This is a genomic window from Solirubrobacter phytolaccae (assembly GCF_027587195.1).
Classification (GTDB): Bacteria; Actinomycetota; Thermoleophilia; order Solirubrobacterales; family Solirubrobacteraceae; genus Solirubrobacter; species Solirubrobacter phytolaccae.
Map to the genome: position 1 here is coordinate 15385 of NZ_JAPDDP010000005.1, position 22152 is coordinate 37536.

Annotated in this window: 21 protein-coding genes; 13 read left to right on the plus strand and 8 right to left on the minus strand. The window is 71.6% G+C overall.

The window, feature by feature from the left end; all coding sequences use genetic code 11:
* Window positions 1-56 precede the first annotated feature (56 nt).
* Window positions 57-371: a hypothetical protein gene (locus OJ997_RS03925; RefSeq protein WP_270023709.1), complete on the minus strand. Its 315-nt coding sequence runs from the start codon at window positions 369-371 to the stop codon at window positions 57-59.
* 128 nt (window positions 372-499) lie between these two features.
* Between OJ997_RS03925 and OJ997_RS03930 the strand changes: the two genes are divergently transcribed.
* The 3 genes from OJ997_RS03930 to OJ997_RS03940 all read left to right on the plus strand — a co-directional run bounded on the left by OJ997_RS03930 (window position 500) and on the right by OJ997_RS03940 (window position 5565).
* A complete protein-coding gene (locus OJ997_RS03930) occupies window positions 500-2809 on the plus strand; it encodes a 3-keto-alpha-glucoside-1,2-lyase-like domain-containing protein (protein WP_270023710.1) in 2310 nt (769 codons plus the stop codon).
* A gap of 28 nt (window positions 2810-2837) precedes the next feature.
* Window positions 2838-3563 carry an SDR family oxidoreductase gene (locus tag OJ997_RS03935; protein ID WP_270023711.1) on the plus strand — a complete coding sequence of 242 codons (726 nt, stop codon included), beginning with the start codon at window positions 2838-2840 and terminating at the stop codon, window positions 3561-3563.
* Window positions 3564-3741: 178 nt separating this feature from the next.
* Entirely contained in the window at window positions 3742-5565 is a 1824-nt protein-coding gene (locus tag OJ997_RS03940) for a DUF6345 domain-containing protein (protein WP_270023712.1), read from the plus strand.
* Here the strand turns inward: OJ997_RS03940 and OJ997_RS03945 are convergent, their stop codons facing one another.
* Window positions 5566-6444, minus strand: coding sequence for an AraC family transcriptional regulator (locus tag OJ997_RS03945; protein ID WP_270023713.1), 879 nt, complete (start codon window positions 6442-6444; stop codon window positions 5566-5568).
* Between the two features lie 63 nt (window positions 6445-6507).
* Between OJ997_RS03945 and OJ997_RS03950 the strand changes: the two genes are divergently transcribed.
* The 6 genes from OJ997_RS03950 (at window position 6508) to OJ997_RS03975 (ending at window position 10413) form a co-directional block, all read left to right on the plus strand.
* Window positions 6508-7173, plus strand: coding sequence for an SDR family oxidoreductase (locus OJ997_RS03950; protein WP_270023714.1), 666 nt, complete (start codon window positions 6508-6510; stop codon window positions 7171-7173).
* A gap of 83 nt (window positions 7174-7256) precedes the next feature.
* Complete coding sequence (locus OJ997_RS03955; protein WP_270023715.1) at window positions 7257-7682, plus strand: hypothetical protein; 426 nt, start codon at window positions 7257-7259, stop codon at window positions 7680-7682.
* Window positions 7683-7745: 63 nt separating this feature from the next.
* Window positions 7746-8939, plus strand: coding sequence for an MFS transporter (locus OJ997_RS03960; RefSeq protein ID WP_272599342.1), 1194 nt, complete (start codon window positions 7746-7748; stop codon window positions 8937-8939).
* A complete protein-coding gene (locus tag OJ997_RS03965) occupies window positions 8936-9568 on the plus strand; it encodes an MBL fold metallo-hydrolase (protein WP_270023717.1) in 633 nt (210 codons plus the stop codon). Before OJ997_RS03960 ends, OJ997_RS03965 begins: the two co-directional genes overlap by 4 nt.
* Before the next feature lie 55 nt (window positions 9569-9623).
* The gene (locus tag OJ997_RS03970) at window positions 9624-9998 is read left to right on the plus strand and encodes a helix-turn-helix transcriptional regulator (RefSeq protein WP_272599343.1); all 375 of its coding nucleotides are present in this window, start codon (window positions 9624-9626) and stop codon (window positions 9996-9998) included.
* 10 nt (window positions 9999-10008) lie between these two features.
* The gene (locus OJ997_RS03975; protein ID WP_270023719.1) at window positions 10009-10413 is read left to right on the plus strand and encodes a VOC family protein; all 405 of its coding nucleotides are present in this window, start codon (window positions 10009-10011) and stop codon (window positions 10411-10413) included.
* A 9-nt stretch (window positions 10414-10422) separates the two neighbouring features.
* Here OJ997_RS03975 and OJ997_RS03980 read toward each other — a convergent pair whose 3' ends face one another.
* A complete protein-coding gene (locus tag OJ997_RS03980) occupies window positions 10423-11091 on the minus strand; it encodes a response regulator (RefSeq protein WP_270023721.1) in 669 nt (222 codons plus the stop codon).
* Window positions 11088-12233, minus strand: a complete 1146-nt coding sequence (locus tag OJ997_RS03985; protein ID WP_270023722.1) for a sensor histidine kinase — start codon at window positions 12231-12233, stop codon at window positions 11088-11090. Before OJ997_RS03985 ends, OJ997_RS03980 begins: the two co-directional genes overlap by 4 nt.
* A gap of 145 nt (window positions 12234-12378) precedes the next feature.
* Between OJ997_RS03985 and OJ997_RS03990 the strand changes: the two genes are divergently transcribed.
* Window positions 12379-14556, plus strand: a complete 2178-nt coding sequence (locus OJ997_RS03990; RefSeq protein WP_270023723.1) for an MMPL family transporter — start codon at window positions 12379-12381, stop codon at window positions 14554-14556.
* Here the strand turns inward: OJ997_RS03990 and OJ997_RS03995 are convergent.
* The gene (locus OJ997_RS03995; RefSeq protein ID WP_270023724.1) at window positions 14553-16913 is read right to left on the minus strand and encodes an immune inhibitor A domain-containing protein; all 2361 of its coding nucleotides are present in this window, start codon (window positions 16911-16913) and stop codon (window positions 14553-14555) included. The genes OJ997_RS03990 and OJ997_RS03995 overlap by 4 nt on opposite strands.
* A 248-nt stretch (window positions 16914-17161) precedes the next feature.
* Between OJ997_RS03995 and OJ997_RS04000 the strand changes: the two genes are divergently transcribed.
* Window positions 17162-18010 (plus strand): type IV toxin-antitoxin system AbiEi family antitoxin domain-containing protein, encoded by an 849-nt coding sequence (locus OJ997_RS04000; RefSeq protein WP_270023726.1) that lies wholly within the window; start codon window positions 17162-17164, stop codon window positions 18008-18010.
* On the opposite strand, the gene OJ997_RS04005 is transcribed toward OJ997_RS04000, so the two are convergent.
* Window positions 17983-18303: a hypothetical protein gene (locus OJ997_RS04005; RefSeq protein ID WP_270023727.1), complete on the minus strand. Its 321-nt coding sequence runs from the start codon at window positions 18301-18303 to the stop codon at window positions 17983-17985. The genes OJ997_RS04000 and OJ997_RS04005 overlap by 28 nt on opposite strands.
* Window positions 18304-18329: 26 nt before the next feature.
* Here OJ997_RS04005 and OJ997_RS04010 point away from each other — a divergent pair, with 26 nt between their 5' ends.
* Window positions 18330-20432 carry a molybdopterin-containing oxidoreductase family protein gene (locus OJ997_RS04010; protein WP_270023728.1) on the plus strand — a complete coding sequence of 701 codons (2103 nt, stop codon included), beginning with the start codon at window positions 18330-18332 and terminating at the stop codon, window positions 20430-20432.
* Window positions 20359-21357 carry an NADP-dependent oxidoreductase gene (locus OJ997_RS04015; RefSeq protein ID WP_270023729.1) on the plus strand — a complete coding sequence of 333 codons (999 nt, stop codon included), beginning with the start codon at window positions 20359-20361 and terminating at the stop codon, window positions 21355-21357. The genes OJ997_RS04010 and OJ997_RS04015 overlap by 74 nt, the downstream gene beginning before the upstream one ends.
* Here OJ997_RS04015 and OJ997_RS04020 read toward each other — a convergent pair whose 3' ends face one another.
* Complete coding sequence (locus OJ997_RS04020; protein ID WP_270023731.1) at window positions 21358-21741, minus strand: hypothetical protein; 384 nt, start codon at window positions 21739-21741, stop codon at window positions 21358-21360.
* Window positions 21742-21751: 10 nt separating this feature from the next.
* Window positions 21752-22150, minus strand: a complete 399-nt coding sequence (locus tag OJ997_RS04025) for a hypothetical protein (protein ID WP_270023732.1) — start codon at window positions 22148-22150, stop codon at window positions 21752-21754.
* Window positions 22151-22152: the final 2 nt, after the last annotated feature.

Genomic DNA, 22152 nt, shown 5'->3' on the forward strand with positions numbered 1-22152 from the left:
CGGCGACAACATGCGGCGCCGAGCTTATATCCGCTCAGCGCCGCAGGCCAGAATGGTCAGGCGAAACGCAGGCGGGGATGCGCCCCGCGGCGCTCGCGCCGGCGCAGCTGCCGGGAGCGCTGGCCGAGCAGCAGCACGGCGTCGGCGCTCGGGCGCAGCGGGTCGGCGACGGCGTGCCCGTCGTCGAGCGACAGCGCGGCCCACAGCTCGTCGCCGACCTCGGCGAGCAGCACCTCGCCGACCGGGATCTGGCTGGAGTCGAGGGCGGCCAGCCGCTCGAGCGCGGCCGCGTCCGTCTGGCGGGCCTGGCGAATCCGCAGCGTGGAGTGGGTCACGGGGATCTCCTTGCGTCGCGTGAGCTGGTTGAACATGAGAGTCATATTCGCGCTGAGACGGACCCCTTACATCAGGCGGATGGTGCGGGCTCGGCACCCCCACCCCTTACCCGTTCACAGCATCGTCCCAAGACCCCTTACGCGGGTGCATAGCGTCGCCGCGCATGCAGATTCGGTCACTGGCGGGCGTCGCGCTCGCCGCCCTCGCGCTCGTCGCGGCGGCACCGGCGAGCGCGCAGGAACGCGTGCTCGTCGACGAGAGCTTCTCCGCCTCGACACTGCCCTCGGGGTGGACGAGCGTGCTCGGCGACTGGAAGGTCGTCGATGGTCGGTTGCAGGCGTCGACGGACGGCGCCCGCGCCCGGATCGCGTTCGGCCCCGCGGCGCCGACGGACTTCAAGCTCGAGGCCACGGTGCGCTTCGTGACGGTCACCAACGCGGCGCGCTGGCTGAACGTCGGCATCGACTACCACGCGGCGGCGGACTACGGCGCGGTGCTCGTCGCCCGCAGCGGCACGACCGCGAGCAACGGCCTGGAGCTCGCGCAGGCGGCGCAGGGCGGCAGCTACGCGTCCAGCCCGGTCGGCCCCGCGCCGACCGCGATCGGCACCGGGCAGGACCACCGGCTCGCGATCGAGGTGCACGGGACGCAGCTCGTCGTGAGCCTCGACGGCGCGACCGCGATGACCGCGACCAACCTCCGGCGCACGGGCGGCAGCTTCGGGTTCGTGATCAACAACTCGACGGTGCAGTTCGACGACGTCAAGGTCACCGAGCTCGCCGCGCAGCCGACCGCGCCCAGCGTCCCGCAGCAGCTCAAGCTCAGCGAGGTCGCCGACGCCGCCACGGTGACGTGGCAGGCGCCGCAGCAGGGCGGGCCGATCAGCCACTACGAGGTCGCGGTCGGCGACGGCGCGTGGCAGCGTGAGGACGCGCTGAGCCATACGTTCACCGGCCTGTCCGACGGCGAGCAGGTGCTGAAGGTGCGCGCCGTCAACACCGCGGGCGTCGCCGGACCGGTCGCGTCGGTGCGCACGATGCGCGGCGCGCCGACCGTCAACGGCTTCAAGCTCCAGGTCAGCGGCGGTTCGTGGCCGAGCGGGCACGTGCAGGGCATCGCGGTCGACCCGGCCAAGGGCTTCATCTACTACTCGTTCACGAACCTGCTGGTCAAGACGGACCTCGCCGGCAACGTCGTCGGGACGATGGGCGGCTTCACCGGCCACCTCGGCGACCTGGACTTCAACCCCGCCGACGGGCGCGTCTACGGCTCGCTCGAGTACAAGGCAGCGAAGGCGTTCTACATCGCGATCTTCGACGTCGACAAGATCGACCGCGTCGGGATGAGCGCGCAGGGCTCGCCGCTGGTCTCCGCCGTGTACCTGCCGGAGGTCGTCGAGGACTACACCGCCGACCTGGACGGCAACGGCGTCTTCGACGGTGACACGGCCAGCACGCCGGACCACCGCTACGGCTCCAGCGGCATCGACGGCGTCGCGTTCGGCCCGCGGTTCGGCTCGTCCGCCGGCACGTCCTACCTCACGGTCGCCTACGGCATCTACGCGAACACGTCGCGCACGGACAACGACCACCAGGTGCTGCTGCAGTACGACCCGTCCGGCTGGCGCGCGTTCGAGCACCCGCTCGTGGAGTCGGCCCCGCACCGCGACGGCCCCGCCGAGCCCGACGGCAAGTTCTTCGTGTTCACCGGCAACACCCGCTACGGCGTCCAGAACCTCGAGTACGACCCGTGGCTGGAGCGCTGGTTCCTCGGCGTCTACACCGGCAGCAAGCCGCAGTTCCCGAACTACGGCCTGTTCGCGGTCGACGCGGCCGCGCAGCCCAAGCTGACGACGCTGCAGGGTCTGGGCAGCGAGCAGGGCCTGCTCGTCCCGCTCGCCGCCGACGGCCTCGAGCACACGGCGACCGGCATCCGCGGCTGGCGCCAGAAGGCCGACGTCGGCATCCAGTCGCTCGGCCAGGGGCTCTTCTACCTGGCGACGGACGGCAACGACGGCGGCAACGAGACCGCGACGCTGCGGCTGGAGCGCTGGACCGGCGACCCGGCCGACCCGTTCGCGCCGGTCACCGCGGGGGAGACCCGCGTCACCGCGCCCGCGACCGTCCGCGGAACCGTGCCCTCGACGCTCTCCCTGACGCTCGGCGGTCCCGCCACGTTCGCGCCGTTCACGCCCGGCGTGGAGCAGGACTACACCGCGAGCACGCTCGCGACGGTCACGTCCTCCGCCGGCGACGCGACGCTCAGCGTCACCAACCCCGGCCACCTGGCCAACGGCGCGTTCACGCTGGCGTCGCCGCTCGCGGTCGAGCTGTCGAAGGCGACCTGGAGTGCGCCCGTGAGCAACGACCGCGTGACGGTGACGTTCAAGCAGCACATCGGCGCCAACGATCCGCTGCGCGCGGGGGCGTACGAGCGGACGGTCACGCTCACGCTGGCGACCACGACGCCGTAACCCGGAAGCGGCGTACGATCCGGCACCCATGATCGCTGTCGTCACGGGTGCCGGATCGGGAATCGGGCGTGCCGCCGCGCGGGCCCTGATCGACGACGGGTGGACCGTCGTCGCCGCCGGACGCCGAGAGTCACCACTGCAGGAGACGATCGGAGGCGCGGTGGGCCTCGCGGTCCCGACCGACGTCACCGACCCGGACTCCGTCGCCTCGCTGTTCAGCAAGACGCTGCAGGCCTACGGGCGCGTGGACCTGCTGTTCAACAACGCGGGCGCCGGGCTGACCAAGCCGGTCGTCGACATCACCTACGACGAGTGGCAGGCGGTCGTCGACGTCAACCTGACCGGCTCGTTCCTGTGCGCGCAGGCCGCGTTCCGAGCGATGGCCGGGCAGGACCCGCGCGGCGGGCGCATCATCAACAACGGCTCGCTGTCCGCCTACGTCCCGCGGCCGCAGGCGATCGCCTACAACGCGACCAAGCACGCCGTCACCGGGCTCACCAAGTCGCTCTCGCTCGAGGGCCGCGCGTTCGACATCGCCTGCGGGCAGCTGGACATCGGCAACGCGGCGACCGAGATGACCTCGCGGATGAGCGGCGGCGTGCTGCAGGCCGACGGCTCGCTCGCGCCGGAGCCGACCATGGACGTGGCCAACGTCGGCCGCGCGGTCGCGTACATGGCGTCGCTGCCGCTGGACGCGAACGTCCAGACGATGACGGTGATGGCGACGAGCATGCCCTACGTCGGGCGCGGCTAGACCGAGGCTATTCACGCGGCGGGCGATCCGGGGGGAACCGCCCGCCGCACCGGAAATATGCGCTGCCGTCCTTGGCGCGACATTGGCGGCACCTTGGTGCGCCGAAACCGGGCGTATCAGGGTGGTTGCGACCCGCTCTGGTCGGGCGATGATCACCCTCCCCAAGGAGCTTCGCCCAATGTCCTCCCGGTCCTGGATGACCGTGCCCGCGCTCGCCGCGGGTGTCCTGTTGCTCGCTGCTTCCGGCGCCTCCGCGTCGGTGCCGGACGCCCCCGAGCGGGCCACGATCTATGACGTTGTGCAGGAGGGCCTGACGCAGGATCAGGCCAAGCGCATCAACGCCACGCTCGGCGTCGAGGGCGCGCTGCAGCCCGACGGCAGCTTCATCTACGCGAGCCCGGAGTTCGCGAAGGTGCCGCAGAAGACGATCGCGGCGGGCAAGGACGAGTCCGGCCGCCCGACGACGTCGCAGGCGCTGGACACCGACGCGCTCAAGCGGCTGCGCCCGCTCCCGGCCGAGCGCGCGCTGGCGGGCGTGGACATCCTGCTCAAGCTCGACGGCGTCAAGGGCGACGTCGCCAAGGCCACGCCGACCGTCTCCCACACCGAGCTCGACCTCGCGGACGCCGAGGGTCGCCCGACCGCCAGCTACAAGCTCGACACGTCGGTGTCATTCGACCAGACCCTCGGCGGCCTGCCGCTCACCGGCCCGGGCGCCAAGCTCCGCGCGGCCTACGGCCCCGACGGCAAGCTCACCCAGCTCACGAGCGCGAGCCGTCAGCTCAAGCCGGGCGCGACCGTCGCGATCATCGCCGTCAAGGAGGCGATCGAGGGCTGCGCCGCGCTCTACGGGAAGGACGTCCGCCAGGACACGCCGACGCTCGGCTACCACGCCCCGGCCCTCGGCTCGGCCAAGCAGCTCTTCCCCGTCTACACCTGCAACCCGATCGGCGGCGACGGCCCGCAGGCCAACCTGCTCCTGCCCGCGGTGAAGGGCAGCGCGCCGGCGGCGACGTTCGAGGCGGCGCTCGGCGACGGCTCCGTCCGCGGCATCGCCAAGGCGAGCGGCGGGACCGCCCCGTACCGCTTCAAGTGGTCCTCCTCGACGACCGTGATCGAGAAGAACGAAGGCGCCGCGGTCGACTACTTCCGCAACTCCCGTGACAAGCTCGTCGGCGAAGCGCTGACGCTCACCGTCACCGACGCCAACGGCCTCACCTCCACCGCGACCGCGACCTTCGCGGGCGACGGCTCCGTCAAGGGCGAGTCGATCCCGGGCGGCGGCGGCTTCGGCAAGCTCGCGATCGGGCCGGTCGACGTGGGTGTCGCGCAGACCGTCGACGAGTGGCAGTGCGCGCAGGACTCCGGCTACGGCTTCCGCAACGCGATGGCGTCCAAGGGCATCGCCACCGCGTTCGCCTGGCACGGCATGAGCGCCTGGGAGGAGGACTTCAAGAAGGTCTCCGCCGGCGGCACCGACACCACCTACGCCGACAACGTGGACGCCACCTGGTACACCGGCCACGGCAACCCGAACGGCTTCACGTTCAAGAACAACGCCCATGACGACGGCGCCATCAACCCGTCCGACGCCGACTGGGGCAACGGCGACCTCGAGTGGCTGCAGCTCGAGTCCTGCCAGGTCCTGAAGGACACCAACGGCAACATGGACCAGCTCGCCCGCTGGGGCGGCGCCATCAACGGCCTGCACATGATGAACGGCTTCCACACCAACGCGATCTGCGTCGACGGCGGCACCGGCCGCACGTTCGCCCAGCTGCTGTTTCCGCAGTTCGGCCTGCCGGCCTTCCCGGTCCGCAACGCCTGGGCGCTGATGGCCCAGATCAAGGAGCCGTCCGGCATCCGCTACCGCTCGATCGGCAACGTCGGCGCCGGCGGCGTCACCAACATCGGCGACTACTTCTGGGGCCAGGGCGCGACCGGGCCGGACATCACCAAGGCCGCCCGCACCGGTATGTGGAGCCTGTCCGGCGTCAGCTGATCAGGCGCGAGCCGCCGCGCGGTACCGCCCCGGCGGGACCGCGCGGGCCCGGCTGAACGCCCGGCTGAAGGCGTAGACCGACGTGTATCCGACGGCAGCCGCGACTTGCTCGAGGCTGTCGTCGGAGTCGGTTAAACGGCGCGCCGCGAGATCCATCCGCCAGCGCGTGAGGTAGGCGCCGGGGGACTCGCCGAGCGTCGAGGTGAAGCGGCGAGTGAGGGTGGCGCGGGAGACGGCGGCCTCCCGGGCGAGCGTCGCGGTCGTCCACTCGCGCGCGGGGTCCGCGTGGAGCTTCGCGACCGCCGCGCCGACCACGGGGTCACGCAGCGCGCCGAGCCACGAGGGCTGCGTCGGCAGCCACGCGCGCAGGAGCTGGACGAGCAGCACGTCGACGAGGCTGTTGAGGATCAGGCTGGTGGCCGGGCGCGGGGTGGTGAGCTCGCGACCGATGATGCGCAGCGTGTCCTCGAGCTCGTCCGCGCCGTGCAGCACGACGACGTCGGGCAGTGAGGTGAACGGCGGCGTGTCGTACTCGTAATGCGCGCAGAGGATGTGCGCGCGGGTCTCGCCGGAGCCGATGCGGTACACGCCGGCGCCCGCGTCCTCGGCCATCGACGAGGTGTGCGCGACGGCGTGCGCGTCGCTGCCGAGCACGTGCTCGGTGCCGTGGGGCAGGAGGATCATGTCCCCGGCGCGCAGCTCGAACGGCTCACCACCACCGACGGCGAACCAGATGCTGCCGTGGGTCACGGCGTGGAACGCGGCACTGGAGACCTCGCACGCGTGCCAGGCCCAGTCGCTGCCGGCATCGATGCGCGAGCCCAACACGCCACGGACGCCCGTGACCGACAGCACGTCTTCGAGCACGTCGTGATTCATATGGATATTGATCGGCGTCTAATAGTCATTGAATGGCTCACTTCCAAGCGTAGCCTGAATCGCATGGAACTCAACGGAACCGTCGCCCTCGTCACGGGGGCCAACCGCGGCCTCGGCCGTCACTTCGCCCAACAGCTGCTCGAGCGCGGCGCGACCAAGGTCTACGCCGCCGCCCGCAACCCGGACACGATCGACCTCCCCGGTGTGGTCCCGATCGAGCTCGACATCACCGATCCGGAGTCGGTCGCGCGCGCCGCCGCGGTCGCCACCGACGTCGACGTGCTCATCAACAACGCCGGCATCAGCCTCCACCAGAACCTCGTCACGGGTGACCTCGACGCGATCCGGCGCGAGCTGGAGACGAACTTCTTCGGCACGCTGAACGTCATTCGTGCGTTCGTTCCGGTCCGCGCGATCCTCAACGTGAACTCGCGGCTGTCGTGGCTGTCGTACGTGGGCGCCGGCGGCTACGCGGCGTCGAAGGCCGCCGAGTGGAGCCTCACCAACAGCGTCCGGCTGGAGCTGCCCGACACGCTCGTCACCGGCCTGTACCTGAGCAGCACGGACACGGACATGATGGCCGGCTGGGACATCCCCAAGAACGATCCGGCGGACGTCGTGCGCCAGGCGCTGGACGGGCTGGAGGCGGACGCCGTCGAGGTGATCGCGGACGCGGACACCGCGGAGACCAAGGCCGCCCTCAGTACGGAACCGGTCGCAGTTCCGTAGTCCGGTACGGAGGCGTGGGGAGCGTGCAGGACGCAAGCTGCATCACACAGCAAGCAACGTCCTCCCCAAGGAAAGGCCCCGTCATGACCATCACCAAGCGAGTCGCCTCCGTCGCCCTGATCGGCGCCATGGGTGTCGCGGCCGTCCCGGCCGCCGCCAACGCCGCGCAGGCCCCGGCCGCCCAGAACCACACCTACAACATCAAGGTCAACAAGGGCATCCTCACGAACGGCCAGGACGTCGTGAAGGCGACCGTCAAGGTCACGAACCCGCAGAAGAACGTCCGCGACTTCTGGAGCCGCTCGACGGTCCAGCAGGTCGTCCGCGAGGGGATCAACAACAAGTACCAGAAGCCGTACATGAGCGAGGGCTTCCGCTGCACGCCGACGCTCGACGGCTCGATGAACGCCTCCACCGCGAAGTTCACCTGCAAGCTGCAGGGCGCCGACGTCCCGACGACCGTGCTGCTGACCTTCACGGCGCCGTACCTGCCGCCGACCGCCGGCTGAACGCGCTAGTCCTGTGCGCGGGTGCGCACAGGGAGGCTGATCGAAGCGGTGCTGCCGGCCCGGATGGGCCTGGCCTTCCGGTGGCTGATCGGATCCACGTGGCTGAGCAACCTCGGCGACGGGATCACGGTCGCCGCCGGACCGCTGCTGATCGCGTCGCAGACCCAGGACCCGCTGCTGGTGGCGCTCGGCGCGCTGCTGCAGCGGCTCCCGTGGCGGCTGTTCGGGCTCTACGCGGGCGCGCTGGCCGACCGCACCGACCGGCGCGCGATGGTGGTCATCTCCGACCTGCTGCGCATCCTCGTGCTGGTCGTGCTGGCGGCCGCGTTGCTCGTCGACAGCGGCCACGTCGTGATCACCCTCGTGGCGCTGCTCGCGCTGGGCGTCGCGGAGGTGTTCAGCGACAACGCGTCCCAGACGCTGCTGCCGATGGTCGTCGCGCCGGAGGACCTCGGCATCGGCGCCGCCCGGTTGATGGCGTGCTTCCTCACCGCCAACCAGCTGCTCGGCCCGGCGGTCGGAGCGTTCCTGTTCGCGGCCGGCGCGGCCGTCCCGTTCTTCGCGTACGCGGTCCTGCTCGCCTTCGCGGCGGCGATGATCGCGCGCATGCGGGTCCCGGGCTTCGAGCGCGGGGAGCCGGACGCGCGCATCTGGCGCGACGTGCGCGAGGGGTTCTCCTGGGTGTGGCAGCACCCGCCGGTGCGCACGCTCACCCTGACGATCGTCGCCTTCAACGTCACCTACGGCGCGGCCTGGTCGGTGCTCGTGCTCTACGCGTCGCAGCGGCTCGGGCTGGGCGCGGTGGGCTTCGGGCTGCTGTCGACGTGCGTGGCCGTCGGCGGGATCGCGGGCACGCTCGGCTACGACTGGCTGGAGCGGCGCGCGCCGCTGTCGGCGCTGATGCGCGCCGTCCTGATCCTCGAGACGCTCACGCATCTCGGGCTCGCGCTCACGACCACCGCGTGGGTGGCGATGGCGATCATGGTCGTGTTCGGCGCGGAGGCCTTCGTGTGGGGGACGCTGTCGAGCGCCGTCCGGATGCGCGCCGTGCCGACCGAGCTGCAGGGCCGCGCGGGCAGCGTCTACGGCGTCGCGATGTTCGGCGGGATCCTCGTCGGCCAGGCGATCGGCGGGATCGTGGCGAGCGTGGCCGGCGTGACCGCGCCGTTCTGGTTCGCGTTCGCGGGCTCGGCGCTCATCCTGGTCCTGATCTGGCGCGCCCTCGGCGACATCGCGCACGTAGAGTCCGCGCCATGAGCGTGGACGTGCGTGACGTGGCGGACGGCCTGTGGCTGTGGCGCCAACCCCATCCGGCGTGGGAGGAAGGCAGCGACTGGGTGCCCGAGGTGGCGTCGTTCGCCGTGACCTCCGGCGGCGTGTCGCTTCTGCTCGACCCGCTCGCGCCACACCCGCGCGAGGGTGCGGTGTGGGACCGGATCGGGCACGTCGACCACGTCGTGGTGATGAAGCCCGACCACGTGCGCGACGTCGACCTGTTCGCACGCTGGTACGGCGCCCGCGCGCACGGTCCGCTGATGTTCTGGAAGGACGACATCCCGGCCACCGAGCTGGAGCCCGTGCGGCCCGGCGACGTGCTGCCGGGCGGCCTCGTCGCGCTCGACGACGGGCGCAACATGCTCGAGACGCCGCTCTACCTGCCCGAGCAGCAGGCGCTGATCTTCGCGGACGGGATGACCGCGCCGGAGGGCGAGCTGCGGGTGTGGGCGACGCCGTTCCACACCACGCGCGTGCTGCCGGCGCTGCGCGCGATGCTCGGGCTCCCGTTCGCGCACGTGCTCGTCTCCCACGGCGAGCCGGTGCACGCGCGCGCGGACTTCGAGGCCGCGCTGGAGCGTGCGCCGTGGGGCGAAGTCGAGGGCAGTTAGGCTGAAGCGCGTGGACCGCGAAGACCTCGTCCGGCTGCGCCAGGCGCGCGACACGATGGACCGCGACTACGCGGAGCCGCTCGACGTGCCGGCGCTCGCGCGCGTCGCCCTGATGTCGCCGGGGCACTTCTCGCGCAGCTTCCGCGCGGCCTACGGGGAGACGCCGCACTCGTACCTGATGACGCGCCGGATCGAGCGCGCGAAGGCGCTCCTGCGGCGCGGCGACCTGTCGGTCACCGAGATCTGCTTCGAGGTCGGCTGCACCTCGCTCGGCTCGTTCAGCTCGCGCTTCACCGAGCTCGTGGGGGAGACCCCGAGCGCCTACCGGGCGCGTGACCACGACGCCAGCGCGGAGATCGCGCCGTGCATCGCCAAGGTCAACACGCGACCGGTCAGAAATGGAGAAGCCAAGGCCGCAAGCCGGCGGTAGCTTGCGGTCCATGAGCATCAACATCGCGCAGTGCTTCATCGCCGTGCACGACCACGAGAAGGCGCTGCCCTTCTATCGCGACGTCCTCGGGCTCGAGGTCCGCAACGACGTCTCCTACGAGAACATGCGCTGGGTGACGGTCGGCCCGCCGAACCAGCCCGACGTGAGCATCGTGCTCGAGCCGCCGCTCGCCGACCCGAACGCGCCGGCCGCCGATCGCGCGGCGATGGACGAGCTGCTGGCCAAGGGCTTCCTGCGCGCGGTGAACTTCAAGACCGACAACGTGGACGCGACCTTCGAGCGCATCCAGGCCGCGGGCGGCGAGGTGCTGCAGGAGCCGTTCGACCAGCCCTACGGCGTGCGTGACTGCGCGTTCCGCGATCCGTCGGGGAACATGCTGCGCTTCAGCCAGTGAGGTCGGGCGTCACCGGCCGCTGGGGGTGACGAGCCCGGTCTCGTAGGCCAGGATCACGGCCTGGACGCGGCTGCGCAGGCCGAGCTTGGCGAGGACCGCGCTGACGTGCGTCTTGATCGTCGACTCCTCGACGGTCAGGACGCGGGCGATCTCGGCGTTGCTGCGCCCGCTCGCGACCTGGAGCAGGACCTCCCGCTCGCGGTCGCTCAGCGCCGTCAGCGCGGCCGCGCGGGTCGGGTCCGGCGCCAGCTCGGCGAAGCGCGCGATCAGGCGCCGCGTCACGACCGGATCGACGAGGCCCTTGCCGCTCGCGACGGCGCGGATGGCGTCGACCAGCACCTCGGGTTGCGCGTCCTTGAGCAGGAACCCGGCCGCCCCCGCGCGGAGCGCGCCGAACACGTACTCGTCGAGGTCGAAGGTCGTGATGACGATCACGTCGACGTGATCCTCGGGGGCGACCTGCGGCCCGGCGAGCTCTCGGGTCGCCGCGAGGCCGTCGAGGTGCGGCATGCGCACGTCCATCAGCACGACGTCCGCCGCCCGCCGTCGCGCCAGCGCGACGGCCTGCACGCCGTCCTCCGCCTCGCCGACGATCTCCAGGTCCGGCTCGGACTCCAGCAGCACGCGGAACCCGCTCCGGACGATCGCCTGGTCGTCGGCGATCAGCACCTTGATCATCGCGCCGCCCTCCCGCCGGCCGGCAGCCGCGCGTGGACCCGCCAGCCGCCGTCCGGACCCGGCCCGGCCTCCAGCGAGCCGCCGTGCTGCGCGGCCCGCTCGCGCATGCCGCGCAGGCCGTGGCCACGGCCGTCGTCGGTGGGGCCGCGGCGGCCGTCGTCGCGGACGTCGATCTCGACCATGCCGTCGGCGCGGGCCGCGATGGTCACGACGGCGTGCGCCGGCCGGGCGTGCTTGATCACGTTGTTGAGCGCCTCCTGCACGATCCGGTACGCCGAGGCCTGGACGAAGGCCGGCACGGCGCCCGCGTCGCCCTCGCGCCGGAGCTGCACCTCCAGCTCCTCGTCGTGGAGCCGGGCCACGAGGTCGTCGAGGTCGTCGAGGCGCGGCTGCGGCTGAAGCTCGGCCGGCTGGTCGGGCATGCGGATGCGGCCGATCGCGTCGCGCGTCTCGCCGAGCGCGCGCGTGGCCAGCTCGTCGATCTCGCGCAGCGCCTCCGCCGTGCGCGCCGTGTCGCGCTCGAGGAGCCGGCGCCCGGCGCGGGCCTGCAGCGCGATCCCGGCGAGCGCGTGGCCCACGACGTCATGGACGTCGCGAGCGATGCGGACGCGCTCCTGGGCGACGGCTTCCCGCGCCTCGATGGCGCGCAGCGCGTCGAGCTCGGCGTTCCGGGCGCGCAGCGTGCGCAGGATGTCGCCGACCGCCGCCGCCAGCACGCCGATGACCGCGACCGTCGCGATCTGCACGCTCTCCAACGGGTCACCGCGCAGGGCCAGCGCCGTGCTGGTCACCGCCGTGAGGAGGAACGTCGCCCCCGCGAGGATCGTGCCGCGCCGGTCGGTCAGGTACGCCGCCGAGGTGGTCGCCAGTGCCGGGCCCAGCCCGGCGGCGGCGAGCGGGTAGCCGCGGGCGGCGGCAACGACGAGCCCGAGGCCCGTCGCGACCACGATCGGCAGCGGGGCCGCACGGCGCAACGCGAGCGGAGCGGTCGCGAGGACCGCCAGCAGGACGCCCCAGACGTCGGCGTCACGGCGCACACCGCTGCCCGGTGCGGGGTGGACGATGAGCACGCTCACGACCCCGAAGAGCGTGGCGACGCCGGCCAGGAGGAGGTCACCGCGCGTCGGTCGTACCCAGCTCATGGCTTCAGCCTAGGTGCGCTCGCGCCGGAGCGCCTCCGACTTTCGACGGAGCGTGAACCCGTCGCGCGGTCGATGTCACCACGCGTGTCGCGACGCACGATGAGGAGGACCTCCCCGTCCTCCCACCGCAAGGAGCCACGTCTCGATGCTGGCCCAGATCCTCCACTACGCCACCACCCGCCCGAAGCGCGTCATCGCCACCTGGGTCGTGCTCGGCCTGGCGCTGAGCGCGCTGGGCGCGTGGCAGTCGTTCAACGTCACCACCGACGACACGGCGCAGTTCCTGCCGAAGCAGTCCGAGTCGGCGGCGGCGCTGCGCTACGCCCGCGACGCGTTCGACGTGCGCGAAGGCACGACGACCGTCACGGTCCTGCTCGCGCGCGCCGACGGCGGCCGCCTCACCTCCGACGATCGTGCCGCGGTCGCGTCCATCACCGACGACCTCCCACGCTGGCGGCCCGACCTCGAGCCGCTGAAGGCCGAGTCCGACCCGTTCGGCGTCGGTGACCGCGCCGGGAAGCTGCTCGGCTCCGCGGCCGGTCCCGTCGCTCCCGACGGTCGCTTCCAGCTCGCCGGCGTGCAGTGGCAGGCCAACACCACCGACCCGGTCGCGCTCGCGGCGTACCGCCAGTTCCGCGACGACGTCGCCGACCAGGCCGCCACGCACCGCTTGCGGGCGGGCTTCACCGGCGGCATCGCGTCGGTCGCCGACGCGGCCAAGGCGTCCGAGGTCAGGCAGTACCTCGCCTCGATCCTCCTCTTCGCCGCCGTGCTCGGGTTGAGCCTGCTGTTCTTCCGCGGTGTGCTGGCGGCGGTCCTCCCGCTGCTGGCGATCGTGGTCGTCGGCGGCGCGGCGACCGGGCTGATCGTCGCGGCGGCGCTCGTCTTCGGCTTCAAGCTGGACACCGGCACGCCGCAGCTGATCACCGTCGTGCTGGTCGGCGTCGGCATCGACTACTTCCTGTTCCTGCTGTTCCGCCTGCGCGAGCGGCTGCGGATGGGCGAGGACAAGCGCACGGCGGCGCTGCACGCCGCGGGCCGCATCGGGCCGGTCATCGCGTCGGCGGCGCTCGCGATCGTCGCCGCGTTCGCGACGCTCGGGATCGCGCAGTTCGGCCAGTTCCGTGTCCTCGGCCCGGCCGTCGCGATCTCCGTGCTGGTCATGCTCGCCGCGGGTGTGACGCTGATGCCCGCCATCGCGGCGGTGTCCGGCCGTGCGCTGTTCTGGCCGTCCAAGCGCTGGCAGGAGGAGCCGGCCGGCGGCCTCGCCGAGCGTCTCGGCCTGCGGATCGCGACGCATCCGGGGCGTACGGCGCTGGCGGTCACCGCCGTCCTCGTCGCGTTGGCGGCGGCCGCGCTGGGCACGCAGTCGAACTACGACCTCGGCTCCGGCGGGCCGTCGACGGCCGCGTCGCGCACCGCGGACGAGATCGCCGCGACGCTGCCGCGGGGCGCGAGCGACCCGCAGCCGGTGTACGTGCGTGCCGACCACGCCCTCAGCGCGGGCGAGCTCGCGCCGCTGCGGCGCGCACTGGCCGGGGTCGACGGCGTCGGCGATGCCGGCGAGGCCGTGTTGACGGCTGATCGGCGCGGCGCACAGATCGACGTCGCCCTCGACGACGAGGCGACGAGCGCGGCCGGCATGGCGGTGGCCCGTGGCCCGCTCCGCGACACCGCCCGCCGCGCGGCACCGGCCGGCACGACGGCGATGGTCGCCGGCAACGCGGCCGTCTTCGCCGACGTCAGCGACGCGATCGACCACGACCTGCGGCTCATCTTCCCGCTCGCGGCGGGCCTGATCGGGCTGATCCTGGTCGTGATGCTGCGCAGCGTGGTGGCGCCCGCCTACCTGCTGCTGGCCGTCGCGCTGGAGTTCGCGGCGACGCTCGGCGCGTCGGTGCTGGTGTTCCAGGTGCTGGGCGGGGCGCACGGCGTCGCGTTCACGCTGCCGCTGGTGCTGTTCCTGTTCGTCGTCGCGCTGGGCACGGACTACAACATCCTCATGACCGCGCGGCTGCGGGAGGAGATGCTCGCCGGGCGCTCACCGCGTGAGGCCGTCGCCGAAGCCGTGCGGCGCGTCGCGCCGGCGATCGCGGCCGCCGGGCTCGTCCTGGCGACGTCCTTCGGGACGCTGATGCTCGAGCCCGACCAGGGGGCACGCCAGATGGGCTTCGCGATGGCGTTCGGCATCCTGCTCGCCTCGCTCGTCGTCTCCTCGGTGCTCGTGCCGGCGCTCACCGCGCTGGTGGGGCACAAGGCGTGGTGGCCGGGGCGGATGCCCTCGGCCTCACGGCCGAGGGCACTCGCGCGGCGGGCCCGCTAGGTGCCCGGCGTCCCGCTGACGCGGATCTTCATGGACGTGCCGCTCTGCTGCGTCACGCGGATCTGGACCCCGACGTGCGGCACCTTCACGCCGACCGTCGGGAGTGCCGGATCCCAGTACTCCTTGCGGTCGTCGAAGGTGGGCACGGCGGCCTGGCCGCGGATGTAGCTCGCGGCGCCCGTCTCCGTGTGGAGCGTGAACGAGTCGGACTTCTCCAGGCCGAACGGCGCGTCGTAGGTCTGGACCCGCCCGCGCCACGGCTTGCCGTCCAGGCGGTAGATCGGGCGCGGGTTCGCGTCGATCGGCAGGATCAGGCCCTGGCCGGGATGCTCGGACTCGTTGTTGTCGCCCTGGCTCGTGTCCCAGTAGGAGACGAGCAGGCCGTTCTGGTACGGGAAGTGCTCCACCCAGTCGGGCCGATCCGGGAAGCCGAAGTTGTACGGGCCGGTCTGCAGGTACTTGTCGTAGGACGCGTACGTGCGGTTGGAGGCGATGTAGAAGTGGTCGTGGAGCGTGTCGAAGGAGCCCGCGACCGCGGTCCAGCCGTTGGCCGTCCAGCCGTTGGCGCCGTTCTCCGCTCCGTCGGCGAAGACGGTCGTGGTGCCGTTGACCACCTTGATCTCGTCGGCGAAGAAGCCCGCCTCGGCGCTCGGGTCCTGGCCTTCGGCGGCGCCGTCGGTCTTGTAGCGCAGGCGCAGCTGGACGGTCTTCCCGGCGTAGGCGGACAGGTCGAACGTCGCCGGCGTGTACGTCGCCTGGTAGCCGTCGATCCCGTTGCCCTCCTTGGTGATCGAGCCCTTGATCGCCTTGAAGCCGGTGCCGTCGTCGACTTCGACGTAGCCGTAGTCGCACGGCGTGGTCCCGCAGTCCTCGATGTTCCAGCGGGCCTGGAACGTGAGCGTGGTCGTGCCCGCGGGGACGGCGACCGAGCGCGTGAGCGTGTTGTCGAGGTCGTTGCCGGTGCCCGACCACCACTGCTTGGCGCCCGCCGCGGGCGCGCCGACGTCGTGCGTCACCGTCTTCTGCGGCAGCGGCACGACGACGCCCTGCGCCTTCGCGCTGTTGTACTCGTGCGGGCCGAGGTCGAGCGTGCGGGTCTGCCCGGCGGGGACGATCTCGTAGTCCAGCCAGCCGAGCTGCAGCTTGTCCCACGCGCCGAGGTCCGCGGCGCGCGTGCCGATCGCCTGGTCGCTCGTGTCGGAGGTGCGGCTCTGGGCCATCAGCGTCCACCAGCTGACGGCGTTGTCCGGGCCGCCCGCGGTGTCGTAGTGGTCCGGCAGGCCGAGGTCGTGGCCGTACTCGTGCGCGAACACGGACACACCGCCGTTCTCGGGCTGGATCGTGTAGTCCGCGACCCACAGGCCGGTCGTGCCGATCTGCGTGCCGCCGTCCTTGTTGCTCGCCGGACCTTCGCCCGTGCCCTGGAACGCCTTCCAGCGGTGCGACCAGATCGCGTCCTCGCCCTGGTGCGGGTCGCCGTCGGCCTCGTCGCCGCCGGCGTGGACGATCTGGAAGTGGTCGATGTACCCGTCGGGCTCGTTGAAGTTGCCGTCGTGGTCGAAGTCGTTGCGGTCCCACTGGTCATAGGACGCGAGGTCGGCCTTGATCTGCTCGTCCGTGCGGCCCTTGGCGTGCTGGTCGGCGACCCACGTGTCGATCGCGTCCTTGATCAGGTCCCACGTGTTCGCGCACACGTTGTCGGGGCACGGGTAGCCGCCGGAGCGGCCGTAGCGCGCCTCGTTGTACCGGACCTTGACCCAGTCGGTGACCTGGCCCTCGACGCTGTAGCGGCCTGAGCTCTGGCGCTCGTAATAGGACTTCACCGAGTCGGCGGTGTCGCCGGCGCCGAAGTAGACCTGCTCGTAGTGCGCCTTGTCGTAGTTCGGCTGCCAGACCGTGCTGTTGTCCTTGCTGCGATCGGGCGCCGGGATCTGGTTGCGCACCGGCCCGTTCCACGTCGTCGGACCCGGGATGTTCTTGTTCGTGTCCTGGTCGGGATAGCCGGCCGCGCGCTCGTTGCCGAACTCCGCCAGCACCACGAAGATCTTGTCCGTCTTCTCGCGCGCGAGCTCGACGTACTGATCCTCGGCCTGCGCCGCCGGCGCCCCGGTCCTGCCGACCTTGACGACCTTGCTCGCCCCGCGCTGCTCGACCTTCGCGCGGCCGGTCAGCACGTCCTGGATCGCCTCCGCGCGCAGCTCCCGCCGCTTCTCCTCGAGCGGGTTCGGCAGGTCGTCCGTCTGGGGCTGCTGTTGCGTGGTCCCGACCGGCGGGGCCGCGCCCGCATCCAGCGCGACCGTCGCCGCCAGCCCAGCCGCAATCGCCAGGCTTGCCAGCCCGGTGCCAACTCTCCGCATGTACGCCTCCCGGCGTTGAGTGCCTCCGGGACAAACTCCCCAGCCGTCCCGGCTCCTTGGCGACCGAGACTAGTCCTCACCCGCGGCGGGTCAGGACACGCTGTCCGGTAGACGACACACGTTCTCATTTAGACCGCGCGCAAGAGTCACAAAGTCGTGGCAGTTGCGTCTTGTTTCGTGACAGGCGGTGGCGAGACCATCCGCCCATGCCTTCCGACCGTTCGATTTGTCAACTCACGGTTGACAAAATGATCGCTCGCGTCGCCGTCGACCAGTGGGGCGTGGTGGACATGAACGATCTGCGCGAGATCGGGCTGTCGAGGCAAGCGATCTCAAAACGTGTGGCGGCCGGGCGTCTGTTCCCCATCTATCGGGGTGTCTGGGCGGTTGGTCATCCCCGCCTCTCTCTCGAAGGCCGTTTCCTGGCCGCGGTCAAGGCCTGCGGCGCCGGAGCTGCGCTCTCCCACTATTGCGCCGCCGTCCTGTGGGGGCTGCGCCCGTGGATCCACCGCTTCCCCGACGTGACGTCCCCGACGTTGCGACGGCAAAAGGGCATCAACCACCACCGCTCCGACCACATCGAAGCCACCGTCCACAGAGGCATCCCCGTCGTCACCCCCGCCCGGGCGATCTTCGACATCGCCCCCACCGTCCCGTTCGAGTCACTCCGCGGCGCGGTCAACCACGGCATGGGCCTCGGCCTCATCGAAGGCCCGGAGCTGGTCACGTACTCCGGCCGCGGCGCGAAGCAGCTGCGCGAGGTCGTCGCCACCGCCGCGCCTACCAGGAGCGAGAACGAGAACCTCGTCCTGCACCTCATCCACGAGGCGCAGCTCCCTCGCCCGCTCGTCAACTCGCCCCTGAAAGGCACGCGCTACATCCCCGACTTCCTGTGGCCCGACCAGCGCCTCATCCTCGAGGCCGACAGCAAGCGCTTCCACGGGAACATGATCGCCCGCGCCGACGACGCCACCCGCCAGCTCCTGCTCGAGGAGCTGCGCTTCACGGTCATCCGCACGACCTGGATCGAGGCGACGACCAACCCGGGTGCCGTGCAGAAGCGCGTCGCTCAGGCGCTGAGCACGTCGCGCACGTAGGACTCGCGCACGCCGCGCGGCTGCTGGAGCAGCCAGATCGCCTGGCGGTCCGGCTCATCCGCCACCGACAGGACCTCCTCGACGAACGAGCGGCAGACCTCGTCGTGCTGGAGCAGCATCCAGCGCTCCTGGTCCTCCCCGCCCTCGACGACGTCGCGCAGGAACGCGCGACGCAGCTCGCGCGGGCGGCGCAGGAGCCAGCGCTGCTGGGGATCGTGCGCCGAGCCGGCGGCCTTGCGCGCGATGAAGTCCGGGCCGCCGAGCACCGCGCGGGCGTACGCAGGAAGGTCCACGAGTCGCAAAGGTAGTCTCAATAGCCATGGCTGACGTCTTCGGTGCCTGCCCGCTCGACTGCCCGGACGGGTGCAGCTGGGTCGTGACGGTCGAGGACGGCAAGGCCACGCGGCTGCGTGGGAACCGCGACCACCCGTACACGGCGGGCGCGCTGTGCGCCAAGGTCAACGGGTACCTGGAGCACGTGCAGGCCGACGACCGGCTGCTCTACCCGCTGCGCCGCGTCGGAGCCAAGGGCGAGGGCAAGTTCGAGCGGATCAGCTGGGACGAGGCCACGAAGACCATCGCCGAGCGTCTGCTCGCCGTGCGCGACGAGTTCGGTGGCGAGGCGATCTGGCCGTTCCAGGGCACGGGCTCGCTCGGCTGGGTCCAGGGGCTGGAAGGCAGCGCCGGACGACCGCTCTGGAACGTGCTCGGCGCGTCCCGGCACGAGATGACCGCGTGCTCGGTCGCCGGCCGGATCGGCGCGTCGTACACGACCGGCACCGCCGCCGGCATGGACCCCGAGACGTTCGTGGACTCCAAGCTCATCCTGCTGTGGGGCACGAACCCGCTCACGTCCGGCCATCACGTCTTCAAGTTCATGCGCGAGGCGCAGAAGCGCGGCGCGTACGTCGTCTCGATCGACCCGATCAAGACCCGCACCGCCGAGCGCGCCGACGAGTGGCTCGCGCCGCTCCCGGGATCGGACGCCGCGCTCGCGCTCGGCCTGCTGCACGTCGTGCTGGAGCTGGGCGCCGAGGACCGCGAGTACATCGCGCAGAACACCGTCGGCTTCGACGAGTTCAAGGACCGCATCCTGCAGTTCCCGCCCGCGCGCGTCGCCGAGCTCACGGGGCTGCCCGAGGAGCGCATCCGGGCCTTCGGTGAGCGGCTCGCGACCACCCGGCCCACCGGCATCCGCTGCACGCAGGGCATGCAGCGCCACGCGGGCGGCGGCGCCGCGCTGCGGATGCTCTACGCCATCCCCGGCATCACCGGCGACTGGCAGTACCCGGGCGGCGGCGCGTCCTACTCGACGAGCGGCCGCTTCACGCCCAACCTCGACGGCATCCTCCGCGACGACCTGCTCGAGACCCCCGTGCGCAGCCTCAACATGGTCCGGCTCGCGGACGAGCTGCTCAACCAGGACGACCCGCCCGTGAAGGCCCTCGTCGTCTACCAGGCCAACCCGATGGGCTCGAACCCGGACCAGCGCCGCGTGCGTGAGGGCCTCATGCGCGAGGACCTGTTCACGGTCGTGATGGAGCAGTTCCCGACCGACACCGTCGACTACGCGGACATCGTCCTGCCGAGCACGATGCAGACCGAGCACCTCGACGTCAACGACGGCTACGGGCACTCCTACATCCACCTCAACCGCCCGGCGGTCGCGCCCCGCGGCGAGGCGCTCTCCACGCTCGAGACGTTCCGCCGGATCGCGAAGGCCATGGACCTGCACGAGCCCGCGCTCCACGCGTCCGACGAGGAGGTCGCGCGCACGCTGCTCGGCGACGACCTGTTCGAGGAGCTGTGGGAGACCGGCTGGAAGCGCTACCTGCCCGAGCGGTTCGTGCCGTTCACCGACGGCTTCCCGACCCCCTCCGGCAAGCTCGAGTTCTACTCGGAGCGCGCGGCCGAGGACGGCCTCGATCCGATTCCGGGCTACACGCCGAGCCAGGCGACGCGGCCAGATGACGACCACCCGCTCGCGCTCATCGCCCCCGCGAGCCACTGGTTCCTGAACACGATCTTCGCCAACAAGCCGGACCTGATGGCGAAGGCCGGCGGCCCGCGCGTCACGCTGCACCCCAGCGACGCGGCCGCGCGCGGTCTAGAGACGGGCGACGTCGCCCGCGTCTTCAACGCGCGCGGAGAGTTCCTCGCCGACGTGCTCGTCGCCGACAGCGTGCGCGAGGGCGTCGTCGCCTCCACCAAGGGCCACTGGCTCAAGCACGTGCGCGGCGGCGCGAACGTCAACGCCACCACCGACGAGCGCGACTCGGACATGGGCGGCGGCGCCGTCTATCACGACAACCGCGTGGAGATCGAGCGCGCGGGTAGCGTCAACCAAGATGACCAGCAGAGAGATCAGGCTCGCTTCGCGCCCCGAGGGCGAACCGCAGCCGTCCAACTTCGAGCTCGCTGAGACCGACGTCCCCGCCCTGGGCGAGGGTGAGATCGTCGTGCGCACCACCTTCATGTCCGTCGATCCGTACATGCGCGGGCGGATGAACGACGCCAAGTCCTACACGCCGCCGTGGCAGATCGGCCAGGCGCTCGACGGCGGCGCGCTCGGCGAGGTCGTCGAGTCGCGGGCCGAGGGCTTCGCGCAGGGCGACATCGTCGTGCACGGCCTCGGCTGGCGGGAGCTCGCGGTCCTGCCCGCGAAGCACGCGGCGAAGGTGACGCCGATCGAGGGCGTGAGCAACTCGGCGTTCCTGGGTGTCCTGGGCATGCCCGGCTTCACGGCCTACGCCGGCCTGCTCGACGTCGCGGCCCTCGAGCCCGACGACGTGGTCTTCGTGTCCGGCGCCGCGGGCGCGGTCGGCTCACTCGCCGGCCAGATCGCCAAGCTGCGCGGCAACCCGCGCGTGATCGGCAGCGCCGGCTCGCCCGAGAAGGTCGCGTGGCTCACGGACGAGCTCGGCTTCGACGCCGCGTTCGACTACCACGACGGCAAGGTCGCCAAGCTCCTCCAGGACGCCGCGCCCGACGGCATCGACGTCTACTTCGACAACGTCGGCGGCGAGCACCTCGAGGCGGCGCTGTTCGCCTTCAACACGGGCGGCCGCGCCGCGCTGTGCGGCGCGATCTCCGGCTACAACGGCAACCCCTACGGTGTCCGCAACCTGTTCCTCGCCGTCGGCAAGCGCCTGACGCTGCGCGGCTTCATCGTCAGCGACCATGCGGACCGCCGCCCCGCGTTCCTCGAAGAGGTCGGCGCGTGGGTGCGCGACGGCAAGGTCAAGTTCCGCGAGACGATCGTCGAGGGCGGCGTGGAGGCCGCGCCGCAGGCCTTCATCGACCTGTTGCGCGGCGCCAACACCGGCAAGATGCTCGTGAAGTTCTAGCTAGCAGCGCGGGACGGTCAGCGGCCGCCACTGCGAGTAGCGCGGCTTGGTCTTCGGCCACCAGGTCTTGATGCGGATCTCCTGGTAGTAGGTCGCCGTGTCGCCGCACTGCATCAGGCGGCGCACCTGCACGGTGGCGCGGTGGCGACGACGGCTCGCCACCCGGCGTCCCGTCGCGGTCGCCGTGGGCTCACCCCAGCGGCGCCACTTCAGGCTCACCAGGCGCGTCCCCGGGCCGCCCTCGACGCTGTAGGTGCACGTCGTCGGACGGTCCAGCCAGTCCTGGCCCGTGCCGTTCCAGCACGACATGACCGGGAACGCCTGGGCGGGAGCCGCGGCGAGCAGGAGTCCACCGAGGAGCACGAGCAGGCCGACGACGCGCATGGCGTGGAGCTTACGAGCAGGGCGTGCGCAGCGACAACCACTCCGAGTAGCGGGCGCGCGTGTCCGGCCAGGACGTCTTGAAGCGGATCTGCGTGTAGTACGACCGGCCGTCGCAGAAGTCGAGCCCGCTCACCTGCACGGTCGTCCGGTAGCGCGGGAGCGAGCCGTCGCGCTCGCGGTGGTTGGCCGACTGCCGGCCCTTCGCGGTCGCGGTGTTCTTGCTCCAGCCCGTCCAGCGCAGGCTGCTCAGACGCGCGGTGCCGGCGGTCGAGCCGTCGCTGCCGACGACGCACGAGGACGGGTGCTGGCGGTACTTGGACCCGCAGGCCATGACGGTGGTGGCGGCGGACGCGGACGCGGTGATGAGGCCGAGGACGGCGAGCGAGAGCACGAGGCAGACCCTGAACATGC